Below are 21,059 nucleotides of genomic sequence, written 5' to 3' on the forward strand. Positions count from 1 at the left end.
TTAATAGGTTCGAACCAATAACGCTTGGGAGGGTAGAATGAGCAATACACACTAAAGACCGTGTTATACAACAAAGAGAGAGAGCAACCAGATATGAAAAAGATTCAGTTGATATAATTCAATTCTAAAAAATGAGGTGTACATCTATGTCCAGTAATAAACAAAACAAATCAAAAAAATGGTTAGTCGGTGCAGTCGCTGCATCCGTTCTGGCAGTAGGGATCACGGTTTCCTCCGGAGGAGTTTCGTATGCAAAAGAGCCATTTGCAGCGGGAACGGTCGAACAGTTTATTGATCAAAACAAACCGCTTGATTATTCGGCTTATAAAACTGTAATCGGGAAAACAGTCGAAAATAAATACGGCAAGATGACCTTAAATGAAGTGCTGGTCGATGCAGACAGACTCCTCATCAGCTCCACTTTTGAGCCTGCCAAAGGTGTTTCTTTTGATCATCGTACACATCTATATCCAAAAGTCCTGATCAATGGTCAAGATCTTACGGTAACCAGGGGAACACAATCCATTGAAGTGAATGATGATATGTATACCATTTACGGGGATATTAAGTTTAGTGAGCTGCCAACCGAAGGTCCGCTTCAAATCAAAATTTCCTATGATACGATCAGCAAGAGTTTCAAAGATAATGTGGCGATAGAAGATCCATGGGTATTTGACATCAAAGCATCAACAGACCAAATCATGAAAGATACGAAAACCGTTCAATTAGACAAAACGATCACACTCCATAATGGAGAGAAAGTTAAGCTTAACAAAATGGTTACCTCCCCTGTTTCAACCGTACTTTATTATGATCTGACACAGGGCTCGGAAAATACACACTTCAAACTTGTTTCAGCTAGCGGTGAGGAATTGGAAGCTAGAGTAACATATGCTCACGATCGTGGAGAAACGTCTTACAGCCGTTTTGACCCGATTGATTTAGAAAAAGGGAAGTATTCTCTTGTCCCTATTAGCCACGAGATTAATAGTAATCAAGATGTTAATAGTCACAAGGAAATTGGATCTCCTGTTCCAATTAACTAATCATGCAGAAAACCACTAAACCTAGCGTTTAGTGGTTTTTTGATATAAATCCCCTTGTGCTGATAGGTTTATACCTTTTCGTTCGTATTACATAGTAGGTTCGAACCAGTAACGATTCAGTTGTTATCAAGATTTCACATGGCCGCAAAAAATTCCAACAAATGAGGTATTAGACGATGTCCAATAATAAAAAAAGCAAAACGAAGAAATGGATCACAGGTATAATCGCTACCTCTGTTCTGGCAGCAGGCATCACAGTTCCTTTTGGTGAGGTCTCGCATGCAAAGGCACCAATTGGCACCGTTGAACAGTTTGTTGATCCAAATAAACTACTTGATTTATCAACCTATAAAACTCAGGTTGGAAAAACAGTCCAGAATAAATACGGCAAGCTGACTTTAAATGAAGTGCTGGTCGATGTGAACGGACTCATAATAAGTTCAACATACGAGCCGGCCAAGGGGATTAAATTTGATGAAAAATCCCAACTCACTCCACGTGTCCTGATCAACGGGAAAGACCTTCAAAAAACAAGAGGGTCTCAAACGATTAAAGTAAATAACAACAAATATACGATTTACGGAGATATAAAATTTAGTGAGCTGCCGGATAAAGGACCTCTTCAAATCAAAATAACGTACGACACGTTCTATAACCTTAACAAAAAGAAGGTTACAATTAAAAATCCATGGGTATTCAATGTAAAGGCATCAACAAACCATATCCAGAAGGATACAAAAGTCGTTCAATTAAACAAAACCGTAACACTTCATAACGGAAAAAAGGTAAACCTTAATAAAATGATCGTCTCTCCTGTTTCGACGTTACTTTATTATGATCTAACGAAAGGCACGGAAAAAACCTTCTTCAAACTACTATCGGCTAGTGGAGAGGAAGTTAGATCTAGAGCAAGTTATGCTTTCAATATTAAAGAAAAATCCTATAACCGTTTTGGCCCGATTGATCTAGGGAAAGAAAAGTACATGCTTGTCCCGGTCAATGAGGATGATGAGGAAATCGGATTCCCTGTTTCAATTAATTAATCATGCAGAAAACCACTAACCTAGCGTTTAGTGGTTTTTTTGATAAATAGATCGGACTGACGTGGTTAAACCGCATGAATGGATGGCCACTTCAGCTCAACGCCAGCATTCACAAGAATCCGCTGCAGCGCCTCCAAATGTTCCGGTGTATTTCGGACGTCTCTTGGCTTAATCTGATGCTCAGTGCAGTAAGCTGCAGCTCCGTGCGGATCCGGACGGGATACCAGGAAGGTGGCCAACCGGCGGAGGCCGATGTAACCGGTGGCGATTCCGGAGCTGCAGGCCGGTCGAGCAGCTGCGTGCGGATCCGGACGAGCTACCAGGGAGGTGGCCAGCCAGCGGAGGCCGATGTAACCGATGACGGTCCGGCAGCTGCAGGCCAGTCGAGCAGCTGCATGCGGATCCGGAAGAGTACCAGGAGGGCGGCCAGCTGGCAGCGGCCGATCTAACCGATGGCAGTCCTGCAGATGGATGCCGGCCCGAGTAATAAACTCCGTGCGGATCCGGACGGGATACCAGGAAGGTGGCCAGCCGGCGGAGGCCGATGTAACCGATGGCGGCCCTGCAGCTGCATGCCGGCCCGAGCAACTCCATGCAGATCCGGACGGGACACAAGGAAGGTTGCTCGCCGGCAGCAGCGGATGTAATTGATGGCGGTCCTGCAGCTGCAGCCAGCCCGAGCAGATCCGCGCGGATCCGGACGAGCTACCAGGGAGGTGGCCAGCCGGCGGAGGCCGATGTAACCGATCCAGCGGCGATTGCTTCCTGCAAAGCCGGAATGTCTCCTTTGTAGATGTGCATGGCTATTTCCGGCAGCTCTTCGAATTTACCGATATCTTTCAGAACGATCATCTATTTTCCTCCCTGCGAAAATCCTGTGTACGTATGCTTCTTCCTTAATTCAATAATTGGAATGAATTTTCCTTTTTTCACATGAATTGTAAGGCAGGAATGCCTCCGGCAAGCGTTGAATATGGCATAAACGATCAAATCAAAGGAGTTGTTCAAAGCAATGAGTGCGTACGACATGCATATCGGCAAACTAATCAGTGGGCGACGGGATTTGGAAGGCAGCGGGCTTTACATACTCTGTACCCCCGATAAGACCATAGTCGAGCTGGATTCCATCCAGACGAATGACGTAAATCTAGTAAGCTCCAAAGACCTGGAGGATGCGCTGTACGAGTTTTGCCAATCAGCTATGGACAACTACGTCTCAGAAGGGAACAACCAGGATATCTATGCTTTTTCCATTTACACCGATACGTATCACGGCAGTTACGTCATATACATCAACAATCTCGAAGGTCTGGACCAAAGCGTGGAGCTTGCCCTCGAATATGAACGGAAGCGGCATCCGGAACGAGGGGATGACCGGATCCGAGAGCAGCTTTATTATGAATTGAAATACGCGGAAGCCGACTATCCGTTTAGGTACGAAACCTTGCCGGAGCGGCTCGGGACATGGCTTCGCATGTATGCCTGCATCATGTTGGAGGAGCCCGGCTATCTCGATATCGAGTAGCGTTATCTGTTTGAGAAAGAGCTCTTCGACTCGCAGCTATTCTTGATTGCCATCGATGTGATCCATCGCCTGCAGCACGACTTTCAGCGGCTCCGTCGGACTGATGATTTCATCGCCTATGTCTCGGCGGCGGACCGCGTCGGGGGAGATTCCCTGACGACCAGTCAGCTGCTCCGGCGATGTGTCAGCGAAGAGCTGCTGTACAAGGCCATGCCTGACGTCAAAGAGAAAGACGAAGCCTTTCGGGCGGCCATAAATGCGGTACAGCAAAAGTCCCTCCGGGAGCAGGTTATGCACTGGGTTACCGTCATCGAGCAGGGAGAGTTCGGCAAGGGCAGCCCGTACAGCTTCTGGAAAACCGACTATGAAGCGTATGAGCAGTTGATCGAACTCGGCGAAACGGCTGTCCCTTACATCCGAGAACATTTGAACAACAAGCTCAAGGAGGATACGCGGCTGATCCTGGAGACGGTACTTCGAGATTTGGGACAGCTCTAGCTTGCCGCTTGATCAGTTCCTACCGCATGAACAGCTCCTTAGGCGCTTACAAAGGATATGGCGGGGCTTTTCCTGCTGCTATGTTATCGGGATGAACGTCTGCAGGTTCATGGCCATTCATGCGGAGATACATATATTCCACTTCTTCTAGCGATATTTGCAGCGTTCGGCTGATCTCATAGAGGTCGATGTCTTGTGATAGAAGCTCCCGTGCCTGATAGATTTTTCCATTTAGCCAACCGTTTTCGAGCATCCATACCTTCATCCGGTCCAGCAGCAGATTCTGGTTTGCCGCATCTGCATGCTTTTTATATTTAGCAACGGATTCTGACAGATAGTCGTAGAGATAAATACCCAGTGCCTCGCGCTGCTCGTGTTTGGACATTCGTTGATACTGCTCAAAGCTTAGGCTGATATCCAAATCAAGCGTATAATACCTACTATCAAAACGTCTGGATGTTTTCCGGCCTATGTGTTATGAAATCCTTTCGCACCCTTTCGACAAGAGCCATGCCTCCATAACGGCAAACGCCTGCCCTCCATCCTGTTCATAGAAGATGGCTACCTCTTGCTGATAAGCATAATTGAATCGTACATATCCGCCCAGTTCTCGGTAGAACAAAAGGCAAACATAGGGCGTTTCAATAGACAGATCAGAAGGAAAGGCCGCTTGACACATTCCCGCCAACTCAGGTAATGACAGCCCATCCTGCACCGGAGGCAAGCGTAAGAAGAGATGACTCCGCGTACCCGTCCACGGTTCATAATAAACGGCTTCCTCTTGGCTGCGCCCATACACCTGACGAAATATTTCATCCAGCACCACCGCGTACGTCCTTTCATCGTCCTGCTCCCGTGCCTGCAGCGAAATCGCCTTTATACGCTCCTCATGCCGGGGCAACCATAACAACCCGGCCACCTTCGGATGCACCGCCAGAAAATCACCGTCCACCGTTGTGCCTATAGAGATGCACTCAGCAATCTCTTGCTCTGTAATCGGGCTGTCTTCATCGTGCTCCCATAACCCGTACTCGGCAAAAGGCTGAAGTACCTCCGTATCCGGTAACTGGACATTCATCCACCCTCTGTAAGTCCCTTCGCCGAATCGCTGCAAAAACCGCAGGTAGCCAGGCGGATAAACAGCGGCATCCTCCCTGACAAACTCCTGATTTTGACCATCTGATAGAAGTCTTGGTTCAGATACGATGTACATGATCACTCCTCCTATTTTTGAGTAGATTCACTTCCGTCTACGAACCTCAATTGGCAGTACTCCTAACCATTATTCCACAATTTTCAAGTGGTGACGATAGCCCCATCGTCGCTTGCCCAACTCCCTTCTTCCAAATGTTATGACACGTGTCATATGGATCTCTTTACAGGTGTGAATGTTGCATCAAACGGATCGCATCTACAATAAAAACACGAGAGAATCAACAAGGAGAGAGGGAATCGGAGATGGAACAACGAAAAGACAGAATCCGCCTGCTGGACATTTTGCGGGGCTTTGCGATTCTGGGAACGCTTGGGACGAATATTTGGATCTTCGCACATGCGGGGGACCTCAACTACATTACAACATTTGATCATTCCGGTTGGTGGGGAGCGAATGACTTACTTCGAATGATCGTCTTATTCCTGGTGAATGGGAAGCTGCTCGGACTGCTGACAATCATGTTTGGTGTCGGCTTGGAAATGAAGTATCGGCAGGCCAAGCGCAAGGGAAAGCCGTGGCCGGGTGTTTATTTATGGGCCGTCCTGTTTCTGGTCCTCGAAGGCCTGCTGCATTTTATATTGGTCATGGAGTATGACATCTTAATGAGCTATGGAGTTACCGCAATCATTGCAGCCTTCATCGTAAAGGGTGGCGACCGGCTCATCGCCCGCACGATGAACGTGATCGGCAGCGTCTTCGCCATTGCAATTCTGGCCCTCGCGGCACTGATGCTGGCAAGCGGCGCAAGCGTATCGCTGGGCAGTTTTGGCGATGTCGTTGCTCTCTATCAAGAAGGCACTTGGGTGGAGCAAGTTCAATATCGGCTGGCGAACTTCCTTCCGCTGCGAATGGAGGCCATCCTCGTGATTCCGACCAATGTGTTTCTGTTCCTGCTGGGGGTTCGCTTCATGCGGGCAGGGGTATTCTCCCCGGATGAGAACGGCAAAAAGCTGCGGAGTACACTATTTAAGCTTGGGATATATGTCGGTGTGCCGCTCAACTTGCTCATTTTTATCCCCGGCGGCGCTTTCGATCTACCGGTGCGCTATTTATTCGCCCCGCTGATGTCCATGGGGTATATAGCAATCATGGCGAGAATGATACAATATACGAAATGGGAATGGCTATGGCGCCGTCTGGAGAACGTCGGAAAAATGTCGCTAAGCTGCTATGTGCTCCAGAACATCCTCGCATCCGCTGTTTTTTACGGCTGGGGGTTGGGGCTTGCCGGCAAGCTGAATTCAGCGGCCATTATCGCCATCTGGCTGGTAATCTCCGCATTTCTGCTGGGCATGTCGTCCCTATGGCTCCGCGGCTTCAAGCTGGGACCCATGGAGACCATCCGCAAACAGGCGGTAGGTTTCTTCGAATCAAGATAGCCAAAGTTGGGGGCTTGATATGTTCTATAAGTTGTACCCGAGGGATCAGATCAAAAGTTATTTGCTCATCGATATCGTACTGACCGTATTCTTATGCTACCGGGTGTTTCGTTCGGATACGGCGCTGGGACTGTGGGGCAGCCTTTTGCTGCTCCTGCTGTTCCTTGTTTCGTTCTATGTCGCGCTGTGGCGCCGGGGCGGCTGGCTACTGGCTGCCGTGCTGACGGGCCTGTTCGCGGTAGGCGTACTCGGGGTGTATACGGGGCCGAGCACCATGCTGTTCGGGATCATTTTTGCCGACTTGCTGGGCCGGTCCAAGTCCAAGGTGCATATCGCCATCGGCTGTGCAGCCATTGCCCTATCATTCCTGCTCGTGTTCGTTTTCCGAAAGGAACCGCTGCTCGAAACGTCCAATGCCATTTACCTTCCGGTCATGATCATTCAGTCGGTATATCCGATCGTCATCTACATTAAGGAGAAAGCGAAAAGCCTGCAGGGGGAGCTGGATGAAGCCAACGAGCAGATCGCAAAGTATATCCAGCAGGAGGAGCGACAGCGAATCGCTAGGGATCTCCACGATACCTTGGGACAGACCCTCATGATGATCAAAATGAAGAGCGAGCTGGCGAAGAAATGGGTGGATAAGGATGCTGCCCAAGCCAAGCGAGAGCTAAGCGAGATTCTGGATACCACCCGAACCGCCCTGAAGCAAGTGAGGGAGCTGGTATCCGATATGAAGTTCATCTCTCTGGCAAGCGAGCTGGAGCATGCGGCCAAGCTGCTGCATACGGCGGGAATTTCGCTGAGTATCGAGAATCCGGAGAAGCCCCCGCTGTTATCCAGCGTAGAGGAAACGATGCTTGCGCTTTGTGTCCGGGAAGCCATGACCAATATCATCAAGCATAGCCCGGCCAAGCGGTGCACCATTAGGCTGGAAACGAAGGAACATGCCTTCGGAATCTACATCGCGGATGATGGCGTGGGGCCGGCAGGGAACAGCGACGGAAACGGCATCCCGTCGATCATGGAGCGGATGAAGACGCTGGGCGGCTCTTTCGCCATCGCCCCTTCGCCTGAGGGAGGCACCAGGGTATCCTTAAATCTCCCCCTTCGCCGACATGAAAAGGAGGACGCTTCATGATTCGAATCGTCATTGCGGAAGATCAAAAAATGCTTCGCGGCGCATTCGCCTCACTGCTTAATTTCGAAGATGACATCGAGGTCGTGGCCGAGGTGCCTGACGGGCAGCAAGCCTGGGACGCGATCCAGCAGCATCAGCCGGACGTGTGCCTGCTCGATATCGAGATGCCTCATATCAGCGGCCTGGAATTGGCCGAGTCCATACGTCAAGCAGCTCTGCCCTGCAAAATCATGATCGTTACGACCTTCGCGCGCCCGGGTTATTTGCAAAAAGCGATGGATGCGCAGGTGGAGGGCTATCTGTTAAAGGACGAGCCGATCGATTTCTTGATCGCAGCCATCCGGCGGGTCATGAAGGGCGAGCGGGTTGTGAGCACCGATCTAGCGGCCGCACTATTCATGAAGGAAGAGAATCCGCTCAGCGAACGGGAAATCGAAATGCTTCGCTTAACCAAGGAAGGCATGACCACCGGCGAGATCAGCAATGCCCTATTCCTGACGAGAGGAACTGTTCGCAACTACCTCTCCTCAGCCATACAGAAGCTTGCGGCCGAATCCCGGCAGCAGGCCGTGGCAATCGCCGAGGATAAAGGATGGCTGTAAACATCCTCGGACACAGCGCCCCTTGTTTATGACTTTAAGGAGGAGATCGAAATGAAAGCTTTGGCCCAAACGACAACCAGCATTCCATGGTAGCGGTTGACGACCGCCTATGGAAGAGGAACGGACATTCCGCGGCTCATGGAAACCGGGAAGTATGAGGAATTGGCCAACCTGATCGAGCACCAAGGGACCCTCGCCGTGGGCCTTGCTTATACTCCTGCGGAAGCTTGCCAAGCGGACACCAGCTCAGGTCTCCTCGGAGGAAGTTGAGCTGTACTTGGCCGTAGCCTCTGCTATAACCGTGGAGTATATGGAATCGCAGCATACGATGGAGACGATGGACAAGCTGCTGGACTTAAGGTACTTATGGCCGGAGAACGAGGAAGAAGATGAATCGCGATGGGAGGAAGAGACGCCGCCTGGCTATGAGTCGGAGGTCTTTATCAGCTATTATTACTTCAGTTATGTGCTGCTAAGGGAGGCGATGCCTCTTTTCACCGCGATGATGAACGGTAACGATAAGCTTGCTCCTGCCATTGCTGAGCTGCTGCTCCTGCTTGAACCCGAAGGTGCTGGTGAGTAGCGTTGTGCATGTTCAGCGAAAAGCTCGAAGGGTCGAAAAGTATACATTCTTTAGATGCTAAAACAACGCAGCCTCATAAGCTGCGTTGTTTTTGTATCCCAATCTATCCATGATCACCGACCGGGTAAGCATAGAAAATATAACGCTCCGGCGCATTTCCCACATAGCGAAACGGATAGCAAGTCGAAATGACCAGCACCTCGGTTCCCATAGAACGAATAACCGATGTATCGTCTTTATCTACGATATCCGTGCTTTGAATCTCATATTCAAATGTACCATAAGGCAGTTTTACGATAAAACGATCCCCTACCGACAACTTGTCGAAATTTCGAAATACTGTGTCCCGATGTCCAGACAGTAAGATCTGCTCATTATCCATCGGAAAAGCGGTACCGCTGTAATGTCCGACGCCTCTCTCGAGCATCTCTTCATCCGTACCTTCGATGATCGGAAGTTCTGCTTCCAGCTTGGGGATTTGAAGCATTCCGATCACATCATTCGGTTTCGGATCAAACTTGGATTTGTCTATTAAGTGATCCTGATAGGATACAGGATCCGCACGTTGTTCATTCGAATAATCTGTTGTGTCTGACTGACCAATCAGCTTATTGGCTTCCGCCATAGCTTCCTTTAAGTTTGCCTGATGTTCGACATATTGAATGACAGCGAAAGTCACGATCCCCATACCGGCAAGCAGCAAGAGTATACCTGCTATTCTTCGCATGTTCTCTCCTTCCAATCTGCTTTAATATGTCAGTCGGCGACTGCCGGTTAGACAATAGCCAACTAGAGTTCTTTGGATTAACTATATTTTTACAATGATATCTTACTGTTTCTTATTCTTAAAATCCAGCTGAAGGCTATACTTCTCCAACATAATAAGCCAAAAGTAATGTATCCCCCTAGTGGTAATCCACCCCTCTGTTCTATGGATTTGCTTCACCTGAGCCTATATTAGGTTTAGGCTGAGACCAACCACTGCCCCCCACTGGCAAAGTAATTCCAACGTTATCAATTGAAACCGTCCGGAGACCAACTACCTATAAAGACAGCCTGTTTTAGCATGACATCTTTGTAGTTTTTTGTCGAATAAAGTATGGGCCAAACGTCCATTTTTTGCTGGTTATATATGGTACTCCGGGAATATTGTCGATAAATGGTTGCTAGCTTATACTTGACGGGAAATTGTATAAATTTGGAGATAAAAGGAGTGGTGCCGGAAACAGGAGATGAGCATATCGCACTAAAGCTCCGGTGATTCGAAACATAACGATTGGAGGGAGACAAAATTGCATTCTATCCGCTCGGCAGCAAGAAAGAACATACTTAAACAGTTTTTCATTCAATTTTCCGTCTTTTTGGTTATCCTTGGCGGGTTACAGCCTGGTTTGACAATACCGGTTCAGGCTGCAGGAGGAATAACCATCAATGATACCGACTCCTATGCGACGGTCAGAGATAGTAACAACTCTCTGTTCATTTATCAGTTTGATGGACAATCGCCATCGGGTAACCCAACAGGATCCATCACCATCAATGGCATTTTTGACGGGATAGGTTTGGATAGAAAAAACGGTGTTTTTTATGGTCTTAAGCCCAGTACCGGAGAAATCCATAAAATTATGCCCGATGGAACGAGTATCCTGGCCGCAACGAACAACGGGTGGATAGTAGTCGGTGCTGGAGGAGTAAGCCCTGACGGTACGAAATTCACGTTCAATGTTCAGAGAACCGTCTCGGGAGTAACCGAACGTGAGATTCGGAATCTGGATTTGAATACATTGAATATATCTACGCTTACAAGTTTAGATACAGATATACGTGATCTCGTATATGATCAGGAAGGATCTATCTATTATATTCGAGCCGGCGACGAAGCCTTTGTCAGAATGAATCCTGAAACGTCGGAGAATCAGGTCCTTGGTAAATTCCAACTGGCGGACGGTTCCAACCCCATTACATGGGGAAGCGGTATCAGTATGCTGTCGGATGGAAAATTACTGATTTCGGATGCTTACGGAACTTTGTATGTAGGCAATCCGGAAAACAATTTACTGACTTTGGTGGGGCAGGTCCCGGGAATTAATATGCTTTGGGATCTTGCTTCAGGAGCATATCCTACATATGCACCGAAGCTGAATGTTGAAAAATCGATCGACGGTTCAGATAAAAGCAGTGAGATCAATCCGGGGCAATCCTTTTCGTACACGCTGAAAGTGACGAATAACGGAAATGTCTCCGCAAGCGGCACCGTATTGAAGGATGTGCTCCCAGAGGGTACGGAGTATATTCCGGACAGCACGACGTTGAATGCCGAAGAGGTCGCGGATCTAAACGGAACGAGCCCTTTGTTTGCCAATGAAGGGATGCTCGTTAAGTCTCCTGGCAGGTCGGCCATAGATGGTTCCTTATTTGTTGGAGAGGACGAGGCTGCCATTGTGACGTTTCAGGTGAAGGCAAAAGATGATGCGATTGCCGGCACCAAGATCACGAATACGGCCACCGTGTCTTCAAATGAGACGGGAACCGTTAAATCCAATGAGGTCGTATCGACGGTTACGTCGGGGTCAATTCCTCCAGCTGTGTGTCCTGCTCCAGTAGCCATGATTAACGGCAGCTTTGAAGAAGGCGCTGTCAAAGGAACTGCTGTTAATGGGTCGGGACTCTACTATTATGAATCCGAAGTGCCCGGCTGGAAGACGACGGATGATGCTAACGGTTATCCAGTCATTGAGATATGGGATTGGGCACGGAATGCTCCTTCAAATGTCAAGAGCTGGCCAGCCCCACCTGATGGGGGGAAGTGGGCAGAATTAAATGCTTTTGACAATGGTATGCTGTACCAGGATGTGAAGACAACGCCTGGACAAACCATCTATTGGCGTTTATCCCATATGGGGCGGTACGGGGTCGACACCATGCAGCTTCGCATCGGTGCGGCAACGGCTAACCCTTACGATACCAAAGTTCAACAACAAATCACGGATGGAAACACCGCTTGGGGAACCTATACGGGCACTTACACGGTCCCGGCAGGACAAACGGTAACCCGCTTCGGTTTTGAAGCCGTTAGTACAGCTGGCGGAAACATAGGAGCAGGCAACTTCATCGATGACATCTTCCTTGGAACGACGCCATGCGTGACGGCCAACAAGACTGCATCTCCGCAGGAAGTCAATGCCGGTGATGAAGTAACCTATGAGATTCAGATCAAGAACGAAGGCGGAGACATTGCCGCCGATGCAAGCGTGACGGATCTGATTCCGGAAAGCACGGAATACGTTCCGGGTTCCATGAAATTAATTCAAGGCTCGGCCACTAAGGACCTGACGGATGCAGACGATACCGATGAAGGTTACTTCGACGGTAGCAAGGTCAGCATTCAATTAGGAAACCTCGCGAATAAGAGCCAATTGGCAAATGGCGTGACCGTGCAATTTAAAGTTAAGGTTTTAGCGAGCTCCGCCAATCAGCAAATTAATAACAAGGCACAAATTAGCTATAACAACTTACTAACAGGCGATACGGAAAACAAGGAATCGAACGAAACCACAACACCGGTCCGTTTCAATCCGCCTGTTCTGGAGTCCAACAAAACGGCCGTCCTTCAAACCAAGGCTGCCGGAAACACGGACCCTGACCATCCTGAAGTCGGCGATACGCTTCGGTACACCATTCAGGCACGGAACACGGTCGATAACAGCTTCGTCAGCAGTCTTGTTATCTCAGACGATATACCGGCTGGGCTTCAATATGTGTCGGGCAGCTTGAAGGTAGACGGCTCTTCAGTAACGGATGCCGCAGGAGATGCTGACGGCGGTCTTTATACCGATGGCCAGGTAATCGGCCTATTGGGGGATATCACGGATACGGCTTGGCACACGCTTGAATTCGATGCGATTATCGAGTCTGGACAAGCCGGAAAAAATATCCGCAACATCGCTGTCGCTGGCGGCGAGAATGTCAACACGCCGAGCCAAGCCGAGGAAGTCGTTCAGGTCTACCCACGCCATCCGGTTCTGGAATCAGAGAAGTTCGCAACGAACCTCGAAGCTGGCAAGGCCACGTTCGAGGTCGGTGATACGGTTGCCTACACGATTCAGACGAGAACGGTGACAAGCGACACATATATATCGAATTTGAAGATTACGGATACCTTGCCGGAAGGGCTGGAATACGTACCGGGAACTTTAAAGGTAGACGGCACTTCCGTCACCGATAATGAAGGCGACGATAACGGCCATTACGTAACCGGCGCCGTTTACGGCGGATTTGGCGACATCCGGGATATGGATTGGCATAAGCTTGAATTTAATGCCGTTATCCAAACCGGACAAGCCGGCGAAGACATACGAAATATTGCATCGGTCAGCGGTGACAATATCCAAGTTCCGAGCACGCCGGAAGAAGAAATTAAGGTCTATCCGCGCAAACCGGTCATCGTTTCGGAGAAGTCCGCAACGAACCTCGAAGCGGGCAAGGATACGTTTGAAGTCGGCGATACCGCTATCTATTCGATACGGACAAGAACGGTAATAGGCGATACGTATATGGCCAACCTGGTCATCTCCGATACGCTGCCGGCAGGCTTGGAATATATTCCGGGCAGCTTGAAGGTAGACGGCGTTTCCGTCACCGATGACAAGGATAGCGACAAAGGCCAATATGCTTCCGGTCAGGTCGTTGGTCACGTTGGAGATGTATGGGATACGAAATGGCATACGCTAGAGTTCCGGGCGAAGATCGTAGCAAACGCCGGAGAGTCGATCCGAAATACGGGAGAGATTACCGGGGATAACATCGATCAGCCGAGCAGGCCAACGGATGAGATTGTGGTTGAGAACGGTGGAACTCCGCCGGTGGACCCACCTGTCGATCCGCCGGTCACGCCTCCAGTGAATCCACCGGTAGATCCAGATCCACCAGTCACACCACCTGTAACACCACCGACTCCGCCTTCCCCAGTCATCGAGTCACGGAAGACGTCGAAGGATACCAATGGCAGAAGCATCGCGGTCGGCGATACGATGGAGTATACGATTTCCGCACGGAATACCATTTCCGGCAGCCATGTATCAAACCTCGTAATTGCTGACATCCTTCCGGAAGGGCTGGCGTATGTAGCAGGCAGCCTGAAGGTGGACGGTGTCTCCGTCACCGATAACGCAGATGGAGACAAAGGCCAATATGTTGGCGGCAAAGTCAGCGGGAACTTCGGACGGATTACAGATACCGAATGGCATACGATCGAGTTCAAGGCAACCGTCAAGGCGGGACAAGCCGGTAAAATGATCGAAAACATCGGTGAAGTCACGGGAGATAACGTGGCAAGACCAGAGAAGCCGTCGGATGCCATCGTAGTTTCGGACGATGAGGGCGATAACAATACGAACCCGGGTGGAACGGGAGATTCCGACGGAGATTCGAATGAAGACCCGAACGGAAATTCGAACGAAGACTCGGATGAAGATTCCAACGGGGATTCGAACACCGGGGCACAAACACCAGACGATCATAACGATTCAACATTAGGCGAATCGGATGCGGCTCCACAAGACCCGGCTCAATCTGGAGATCAGGCAACGAATGAGCCTGAAGGAAATAAATTACCGAATACGGCTACAAATATGTATAGCTACATGGTAGCGGGATGCATCATCCTGCTTGCAGGATTACTTTTGTTGAGAAGAAGAAAGGTATAGCATAACAACAGCTGCCCCCCAAGTGAATGAACTTGGGGGGGCAGTTGTTTTATTGACGGAATTCCCTTAAACGAGCTGAATCATTCATCCTCTACTCGAACGACTACCCCATATTTAAACCATTTTTAAACGGCACTGGCCGTTCGTTTTAACCTTGATCCGTTACGATAAAAGAAAATGGAGCAACAAGGGAGAGAACGTATGCGAGTATTGGAAATGTTGTTGGTCACATCTTGCGTTTTGGTGCTGATGGTCTCACTGTTCCGTAACACAATCAACCGGAAGATAGGGACTATAGCCGGCATCGCTTGCGGTTCACTGTTGGCCGCTCAACTGCTGTTTGAAGGCTATAGGTGGCAGATGATCCCAGTCTATATCGTCGCCGCATTGCTTGTCGCCCTCCTCTTATTTAGGCGAAGTAAGATCACGAAACCGCTGCGTTTCATGATATTAGCCCTATCTATTGTTTTGCTGGGCGTATCGGTTGCCTTATCGGTGCTGCTGCCCGTCTTTCATTTACCTAAGCCCTCAGGTGGGTTCAGTGTAGGGACGGAAACGTTCCATTTTATCGATGCCGACCGGGAAGAAACGTTTACCGAGCAGAAGGGCGACAAGCGAGAGCTGGTCGTTCAGGTATGGTACCCTGCCGCGGCGTCTGGTCGAAGCGGAGAGAAGAATACGGTGTTCCCTAAAGATAGAGGGCTGTTCCATACCTATATGCAAGCTTATTCCGGATATCTGGGCCTTCCCGCTCCCGCCCTCGACTACTGGAAATACAGCCGGGCCAATTCATCTATCCATACCGATTTACATCCGGCGATTAATCCGTATCCAATGGTACTGCTGTCACACGGCATGGGGGTCGGCAGAATTTTGCATACGTCGCAGGCTGAACATCTTGCCAGCCACGGTTATATCGTATTCGCCATCGATCACACTTATAGTACCGTTGTGACCGCTTTTCCAGATAAACGTGTGACCGGTTTCCTTACGGAACAGTCTCAGGATCGGTTATTTGAGGACAGCCGGGCCATTTTACATGTATGGAACGAGGATATCACCTTCGTCGTGGATCAGTTGGAGAAGCTGCATTCCGGTGCCGTCGCCAGCAAATTCAAGGGAATGCTGGATATGGACAACATCGGCATGATGGGTCATTCCTTCGGTGGGGCAGCAGCTTTTGAAGCCGTTTATTCCAACCCGCGAATCAAAGCCGGCGTGAATATGGACGGTACATTGTTCATAACGGAGAACCGGGATGCCATGAAAAAACCGTTTATGTTCATGAAATCGGAAGAGTTTACGAATATAAACGAGAAGCAGGCGAAGTACCGCAAAACCCCAGCCACGGATGCCGAGCTCAAGGAGCTCCGGTTAACACGTGAACAATTCGACAACATTCTGGCGAATCGGGAATTGGAGCTGAAACTGATGGACCGCCTATCGCAACAAGGACAAGGACGGACCATTTATATCGAAGGAACGGGACATTATAACTTCACTGATCTTCAGCTGTACTCTCCGCTCATCGGACTAACCGGCATGACAAGAAGCATTAATGGAACAAGGGGTGCAGAAATCGTCAATCGCTATCTTTTGGAGTTTTTTAACCAGCATTTACGCGGAACCGAGAGTAAGCTTCTGGCTGGTCCTACTGAAGACTACCCGGAAGTGAAGTATCCGAACTCGGTTTATCAAGGAGAATAAATGGAAAGAGAAACGTCCTTCGAATAACGGAGGGCGTTTCTTTATGGGTTTAGCTTTTAAACAACCGTCTTCCCCACCCATCATTCGTCCGAATTTTCAATTATGTGAGCAATTCATGCAAAATGCAACAGCCGATGTAGAGTTCTTGTAGAGATTTGCGTGATACAATTCCATCAAATTCAACCCTACCATATAGAGGAGCAATAACAACCGAGTAAAGACTATTAATTCCTTTAATAGGTTAGAGATCAGAACAGAGAGGATGGGAAATTTGATCAAGCTTTTCAAGAAAAAACAGGCAGCGTTATTCCTGAGCAGTATCCTGGTCATTGGTGGTTTACCAGCAGGATTAGCTCCGAATGTAGTGAGTGCTGCTGAACCACAGGAGGCTTTAATCACCACATCTAACGGTAACACCAGTTATGATCTGATTAACGGGAAAACGACTCCCCCCGTTATTGTAGATTCAGCAGTTACGGTTCAAGAATCCGTCTACACGAAAAACTTGAATGCCGCTACAGTGGTTATTGAAAATTTTGTAGCTGGGGATAAATTGGAGGTATCTCCATCAAGCGGTATAACAGGTAACTACAATTCTACCAATGGTATCCTTACATTAAAGGGTGCAGCTTCGGTTGAAGACTATAAAAAGGTATTGTCTAGCGTTACCTTTTCGACAACCTCCAGCGTGACAACAGCAAGAACGATTCAGTTTACGCTCGGTGATGCTCTTCCTTATGAAGCTAACGGACATTTTTATAAATATGTTGATAAAAAAGCGTCAATTACTTGGGATGTGGCAAAGGCTGATGCCGAGAGCAGCGAATATTTTGGACGGGAAGGGTATTTGGTCACTATAACCAACGATCAAGAAAATACCTTTGTAAAGGAAAAAACATTAGGTATCGGTTGGCTTGGTGCAAAAGATATCGAGCGGGATGCAAGCACACCTAAAAAAAATGGTGACTGGCGCTGGGTAACGGGGCCGGAAGGCTTGGAGAACGGCGGACAAGGCACGAAATTCTATCAAGGTTATACAGGCAGCGGAAAAGACCTTTTGTATACCAACTGGGATGCTGGCGAGCCAAATGACCATAGTGGAACAGAATTCGTCGCCCATATTTTTGGACCCGGAAATAAAGCGGGTAAATGGAACGATTACTCTCCAACCAATCCTTCAGTAACTGGATACATTGTAGAGTACGGCGGCATGCCAGACGACAACAATGTTGTTATCAGTGCCGAGAAGACCCTTTCTTTTGTGAATGTTACCGAGCTTACAAAAGCAAAAGCGGTAGCCGAACAATTAAACAAAGAGGACTATGCTGAGAAAGAATGGCTTGAATTTGAAAAAGCTTTGGAAGCTGCCAATACGGTCCTTAAAGATCAAAGTAAAACCCAAGACGAGGTAGACGCAGCCCTAAAAGCGCTGAAAGAGGCGCAAGAGCAGCTCAAACCCCGTGTTACAATCACGGAGCCGAGCGGCGATACCGTATATGTAGCCAAGCCTGAATTCAAGGGTGAAGTCGTTAAGGGTGCAACCGTCACCGCAGCTGTTTATGATAAAGCCGGCAACCTTATCGGTACTCCTCAGGTCAAAGTGAATCCGGATGGTACATGGAGTTTTGCACCTGATCAAGAGCTGCCTGATGGCGACTATGTGGTTGAAGTGACTGCTGAAAAGGACGGCAAGACAAGCACGGACAAGAAAAATGTGACGGTAGATACCACAAAACCGAATGTACAGATCACTGAACCAAGCGGTGAGAAAGTCAACGTGGCCAAACCGGAATTTAAAGGTGTAGCTGACAAGGATGCAAAGGTCACCGTTGAATTGACAGATGAGAGCGGCAATGTAGTTGAGCGCCGCGAAGTGGAAGTCGACAGTAATGGAAATTGGAGCTTCACTCCGTCCGCTGATTTAACGGACGGTAAATACACAGTCAATGTAACGGCAGAGAAAAACGGCAAAGTGTCCACGGACACCAAGAACGTTGTGGTAGACGCAACAGACGAATCACAGCTGTCGGGCCTTGAACTAAAGCGTGGAGATGGAACACCGATTGCGATCTCTCCAGCTTTTAACGGGGCAGTAACCAATTATCAGGCTTCCGTGACCCATGATGTATACAATACAACCGTAACGCTGGCGACATATGATCCGAACGCCACAATCGAAATCTCGCTTAATGGCGGAGCATGGCAAGGAATTCCTAACGGCTCTGCAAGTGATGAATTGCCGTTAGCATTCGGCACCAATACGATTGTTGTAAAGGTAACGGATTCCCAGGGAAATGTGACGGAATATACGCTGACCATCACCAGAGGGTCCAATGACAATAACAACAACAATAATAATAATGGAGGCAACAGCGGAGGTAGCACATCGCCTTCTACACCTCCTTCTACGCCGCCTGCGACTACACCACCCCCAACCGACCCTGGCGTGAATACGTCCGTGAACGGTAACGACGGTGGGTTCGCCACAGGGAAGACAACCACTTCTGAAGGTAACAAGCAAACTTCTGTACAGGTAAACAGAGATAAGCTTGGAAACATATTATCGAATGGAACAGGTCAGAAGCTGTCCATTCAATCTCCGAATGATGGAAATATGCAGGTTGATGGTTTAACGGCTGCGGACATTCGTTTGTTAGCTGATAAGGGAGCAAGCCTTGACATCGGGAATCCGTTAGCTATCTACCCGGTGCCTAGCAAACAATTGGACTTGAATTCAGTGTCCAGGCAGCTGGGCAATGCGGCACTCAACGATATCGCAGTTCATATCGACATTAAGCGCTCTTCGGAGACTTTGAGAAACAATGCCAAGAACAAAGCAACATCGGCGGGCTACCAGCTGCTGGTTGATCCGGTCGACTTGGAAATGACATTTAGCCAAAATGGTAAAACCGTAAAACCCGGGCAATTGAACGGATACGCTCCAAAATATATCGCTCTGCCAGAAGGTATCGACCCGAATCGTATTACGACAGGCGTTGTAGTCAATCCGGATGGCTCGGTATTTCATCTGCCAACCGTAGTTACTAAGATCGGGGATCGTTACTACGCGCAGATTCATGATTTGCGCAGCAGTGGTTCGTACTCGGTTATCTGGAATCCGCAGGATTTCGATGATGTGAGAACTCACTGGGCGCAAACGGAAGTGAACAACATCTCTGCTCGCCTTGACCTCCAAGGGAATGGTGGCAATACGTTCGCTCCGAATCGAAATGTAACCCGGGCTGAATTTGCGGAGATTGTTGTATTGGGTCTTGGACTGATGCGTCAGGAAGAGCCAAAAACAACATTTGACGACGTCACGGCAACCGCCTGGTACCGCAATGCGATCTCGATTGCCAGTGAATTCGGCATCGTACTCGGTTATAACGACGGCGCGTTCCGTGGGAACCAGACGATTACAAGAGAAGAAGGAATGGCGATGATCGCTCGAGGTTATCAATTGATCAAGCCAGGCCATGCAATTAGCGAAACAGAAATTAGCAGACTGCTCGCAGGCTATGAAGATGCGTCCCAAGTAGCAAGATGGGCCCGACCTTCCGTAGCAACCTTGCTGTCAGCAGATATTGTCCAAGGAAGTGGAGATAAGGGGGTAACTCCGAAATCCACGATGACGCGGGCTGAGACGGTAGCCTTGATGCAGCGTCTGTTGCAAGTTACCCATTTAATCGATTAAATCAATAAGTATGAGTCAATGACCCGCATGAGGCACTTTTGGAAAAAGTGATCGCTTGCGGGTCATTTTTTGTTGGATAATCCAACATCCTCCTACACTATGTTCAGTTTTTGTCTATTTACCTCATTTATAATGAGAATCGATTTTAAATTATTTAGGAGGTAGATTATGAACGCGTCATTCAAAAAATACGCTGCCGAATTCATTGGAACCTTGGTGCTGGTTCTGTTCGGCTGCGGCAGTGCCGCTACGGCGGGAGGAGAGCTCGGCAATTTGGGAATCGCATTGGCATTCGGGCTGTCTATCGTGGCGATGGCCTACGTCATCGGTCCGATTTCAGGATGTCATATCAATCCGGCGGTTTCACTTGCCATGCTAATTAGACGTAAGCTAACGGGTGCCGACTTCATCGGGTACGTTGTTTCGCAAATCGCCGGTGCGATTGCGGGCGCCGCTATTCTTTACGCCATCATTGCCTCCGCGGGCATGCCCACGACGGGGCTCGGTCAGAATGGCTTCGGCCCTGGGTACGGGATCGGGATTTCAACCGCTATGGCATTCGTTGTCGAAATCATTTTAACCTTCGTATTTATTTACACGATTCTGGGCGTAACCTCTACGGAGAGCAACGGAAATGTAACCGGCCTTGTGATCGGACTGACACTCGCTTTCGTACATATTTTAGGCATAGCCTTAACGGGAACATCCGTTAACCCTGCAAGAAGTCTGGGACCGGCACTTCTGCTTGGCGGGCAGGCGTTATCCCAAGTGTGGGTGTTTCTTATCGCTCCGCTTGCCGGCTCAGCGCTGGCCGTTGCTGTATACCAGCTGCTGAACAGCAAGCCTAAGGGGAAACAAGTGTAACATGTTGAGCATAAGTGGCGCCTTTCATGCGTTCCCAATTCCATGAATAGACGGCA

Annotated in this window: 17 protein-coding genes; 14 read left to right on the plus strand and 3 right to left on the minus strand. The window is 48.9% G+C overall.

Annotated elements, in window-relative coordinates:
- Positions 1–146: 146 nt before the first annotated feature.
- From NYE54_RS33050 to NYE54_RS33075, 6 genes are all read left to right on the plus strand, one after another.
- A complete protein-coding gene (locus NYE54_RS33050; protein WP_339268947.1) occupies positions 147–1,046 on the plus strand; it encodes a DUF4179 domain-containing protein in 900 nt (299 codons plus the stop codon).
- Positions 1,047–1,222: 176 nt separating this feature from the next.
- Positions 1,223–2,089 carry a DUF4179 domain-containing protein gene (locus NYE54_RS33055; RefSeq protein WP_339268949.1) on the plus strand — a complete coding sequence of 289 codons (867 nt, stop codon included), beginning with the start codon at positions 1,223–1,225 and terminating at the stop codon, positions 2,087–2,089.
- Between the two features lie 74 nt (positions 2,090–2,163).
- Positions 2,164–2,538, plus strand: a complete 375-nt coding sequence (locus tag NYE54_RS33060) for a hypothetical protein (protein WP_339268950.1) — start codon at positions 2,164–2,166, stop codon at positions 2,536–2,538.
- A gap of 104 nt (positions 2,539–2,642) precedes the next feature.
- Entirely contained in the window at positions 2,643–2,882 is a 240-nt protein-coding gene (locus NYE54_RS33065) for a hypothetical protein (protein WP_339273760.1), read from the plus strand.
- Positions 2,883–3,101: 219 nt separating this feature from the next.
- Positions 3,102–3,614, plus strand: coding sequence for a hypothetical protein (locus tag NYE54_RS33070; RefSeq protein ID WP_339268951.1), 513 nt, complete (start codon positions 3,102–3,104; stop codon positions 3,612–3,614).
- Between the two features lie 42 nt (positions 3,615–3,656).
- On the plus strand, positions 3,657–4,112 hold the full coding sequence (locus NYE54_RS33075; RefSeq protein ID WP_339268953.1) for a hypothetical protein: 456 nt from the start codon (positions 3,657–3,659) through the stop codon (positions 4,110–4,112).
- A gap of 46 nt (positions 4,113–4,158) precedes the next feature.
- On the opposite strand, the gene NYE54_RS33080 is transcribed toward NYE54_RS33075, so the two are convergent.
- On the minus strand, positions 4,159–4,497 hold the full coding sequence (locus NYE54_RS33080; protein ID WP_339268955.1) for a hypothetical protein: 339 nt from the start codon (positions 4,495–4,497) through the stop codon (positions 4,159–4,161).
- Between the two features lie 90 nt (positions 4,498–4,587).
- Complete coding sequence (locus tag NYE54_RS33085; protein ID WP_339268957.1) at positions 4,588–5,325, minus strand: hypothetical protein; 738 nt, start codon at positions 5,323–5,325, stop codon at positions 4,588–4,590.
- A 245-nt stretch (positions 5,326–5,570) separates the two neighbouring features.
- Here NYE54_RS33085 and NYE54_RS33090 point away from each other — a divergent pair, with 245 nt between their 5' ends.
- The 4 genes from NYE54_RS33090 to NYE54_RS33105 all read left to right on the plus strand — a co-directional run bounded on the left by NYE54_RS33090 (position 5,571) and on the right by NYE54_RS33105 (position 9,033).
- Positions 5,571–6,707: a DUF418 domain-containing protein gene (locus NYE54_RS33090; protein WP_339268959.1), complete on the plus strand. Its 1,137-nt coding sequence runs from the start codon at positions 5,571–5,573 to the stop codon at positions 6,705–6,707.
- Positions 6,708–6,726: 19 nt separating this feature from the next.
- Complete coding sequence (locus tag NYE54_RS33095) at positions 6,727–7,848, plus strand: sensor histidine kinase (RefSeq protein ID WP_339268961.1); 1,122 nt, start codon at positions 6,727–6,729, stop codon at positions 7,846–7,848.
- Complete coding sequence (locus tag NYE54_RS33100; protein WP_339268963.1) at positions 7,845–8,450, plus strand: response regulator transcription factor; 606 nt, start codon at positions 7,845–7,847, stop codon at positions 8,448–8,450. Before NYE54_RS33095 ends, NYE54_RS33100 begins: the two co-directional genes overlap by 4 nt.
- A gap of 205 nt (positions 8,451–8,655) precedes the next feature.
- Entirely contained in the window at positions 8,656–9,033 is a 378-nt protein-coding gene (locus tag NYE54_RS33105) for a hypothetical protein (RefSeq protein ID WP_339268965.1), read from the plus strand.
- A gap of 103 nt (positions 9,034–9,136) precedes the next feature.
- Here the strand turns inward: NYE54_RS33105 and NYE54_RS33110 are convergent, their stop codons facing one another.
- Positions 9,137–9,760, minus strand: a complete 624-nt coding sequence (locus NYE54_RS33110) for a class D sortase (RefSeq protein WP_339268966.1) — start codon at positions 9,758–9,760, stop codon at positions 9,137–9,139.
- A gap of 565 nt (positions 9,761–10,325) precedes the next feature.
- On the opposite strand from NYE54_RS33110, the gene NYE54_RS33115 reads away from it, so the two are divergent.
- The 4 genes from NYE54_RS33115 (at position 10,326) to NYE54_RS33130 (ending at position 21,003) form a co-directional block, all read left to right on the plus strand.
- Positions 10,326–14,738 carry an isopeptide-forming domain-containing fimbrial protein gene (locus NYE54_RS33115; protein WP_339268968.1) on the plus strand — a complete coding sequence of 1,471 codons (4,413 nt, stop codon included), beginning with the start codon at positions 10,326–10,328 and terminating at the stop codon, positions 14,736–14,738.
- A 201-nt stretch (positions 14,739–14,939) separates the two neighbouring features.
- Positions 14,940–16,445 carry an acetylhydrolase gene (locus NYE54_RS33120; protein ID WP_339268970.1) on the plus strand — a complete coding sequence of 502 codons (1,506 nt, stop codon included), beginning with the start codon at positions 14,940–14,942 and terminating at the stop codon, positions 16,443–16,445.
- Between the two features lie 271 nt (positions 16,446–16,716).
- Positions 16,717–20,139: an S-layer homology domain-containing protein gene (locus NYE54_RS33125; RefSeq protein WP_339268972.1), complete on the plus strand. Its 3,423-nt coding sequence runs from the start codon at positions 16,717–16,719 to the stop codon at positions 20,137–20,139.
- A gap of 168 nt (positions 20,140–20,307) precedes the next feature.
- Entirely contained in the window at positions 20,308–21,003 is a 696-nt protein-coding gene (locus NYE54_RS33130; RefSeq protein WP_339268974.1) for an aquaporin, read from the plus strand.
- The last annotated feature ends 56 nt before the right edge of the window (positions 21,004–21,059 follow it).

This window comes from Paenibacillus sp. FSL K6-1330, assembly GCF_037976825.1.
In the GTDB taxonomy this organism is placed as follows: Bacteria; Bacillota; Bacilli; order Paenibacillales; family Paenibacillaceae; genus Paenibacillus_AQ.

Excerpts from the sequence above, each read along its gene's own strand:
- NYE54_RS33065 (WP_339273760.1), top strand. The coding sequence starts at position 2,643 with ATGGCGGCCCTGCAGCTGCATGCCGGCCCGAGCAACTCCATGCAGATC.
- NYE54_RS33100 (WP_339268963.1), top strand. The coding sequence starts at position 7,845 with ATGATTCGAATCGTCATTGCGGAAGATCAAAAAATGCTTCGCGGCGCA.
- NYE54_RS33070 (WP_339268951.1), top strand. The coding sequence starts at position 3,102 with ATGAGTGCGTACGACATGCATATCGGCAAACTAATCAGTGGGCGACGG.
- NYE54_RS33055 (WP_339268949.1), top strand. The coding sequence starts at position 1,223 with ATGTCCAATAATAAAAAAAGCAAAACGAAGAAATGGATCACAGGTATA.
- NYE54_RS33085 (WP_339268957.1), bottom strand. The coding sequence starts at position 5,325 with ATGTACATCGTATCTGAACCAAGACTTCTATCAGATGGTCAAAATCAG.
- NYE54_RS33120 (WP_339268970.1), top strand. The coding sequence starts at position 14,940 with ATGCGAGTATTGGAAATGTTGTTGGTCACATCTTGCGTTTTGGTGCTG.
- NYE54_RS33080 (WP_339268955.1), bottom strand. The coding sequence starts at position 4,497 with ATGTCCAAACACGAGCAGCGCGAGGCACTGGGTATTTATCTCTACGAC.
- NYE54_RS33090 (WP_339268959.1), top strand. The coding sequence starts at position 5,571 with ATGGAACAACGAAAAGACAGAATCCGCCTGCTGGACATTTTGCGGGGC.
- NYE54_RS33130 (WP_339268974.1), top strand. The coding sequence starts at position 20,308 with ATGAACGCGTCATTCAAAAAATACGCTGCCGAATTCATTGGAACCTTG.
- NYE54_RS33050 (WP_339268947.1), top strand. The coding sequence starts at position 147 with ATGTCCAGTAATAAACAAAACAAATCAAAAAAATGGTTAGTCGGTGCA.
- NYE54_RS33060 (WP_339268950.1), top strand. The coding sequence starts at position 2,164 with ATGAATGGATGGCCACTTCAGCTCAACGCCAGCATTCACAAGAATCCG.
- NYE54_RS33095 (WP_339268961.1), top strand. The coding sequence starts at position 6,727 with ATGTTCTATAAGTTGTACCCGAGGGATCAGATCAAAAGTTATTTGCTC.
- NYE54_RS33110 (WP_339268966.1), bottom strand. The coding sequence starts at position 9,760 with ATGCGAAGAATAGCAGGTATACTCTTGCTGCTTGCCGGTATGGGGATC.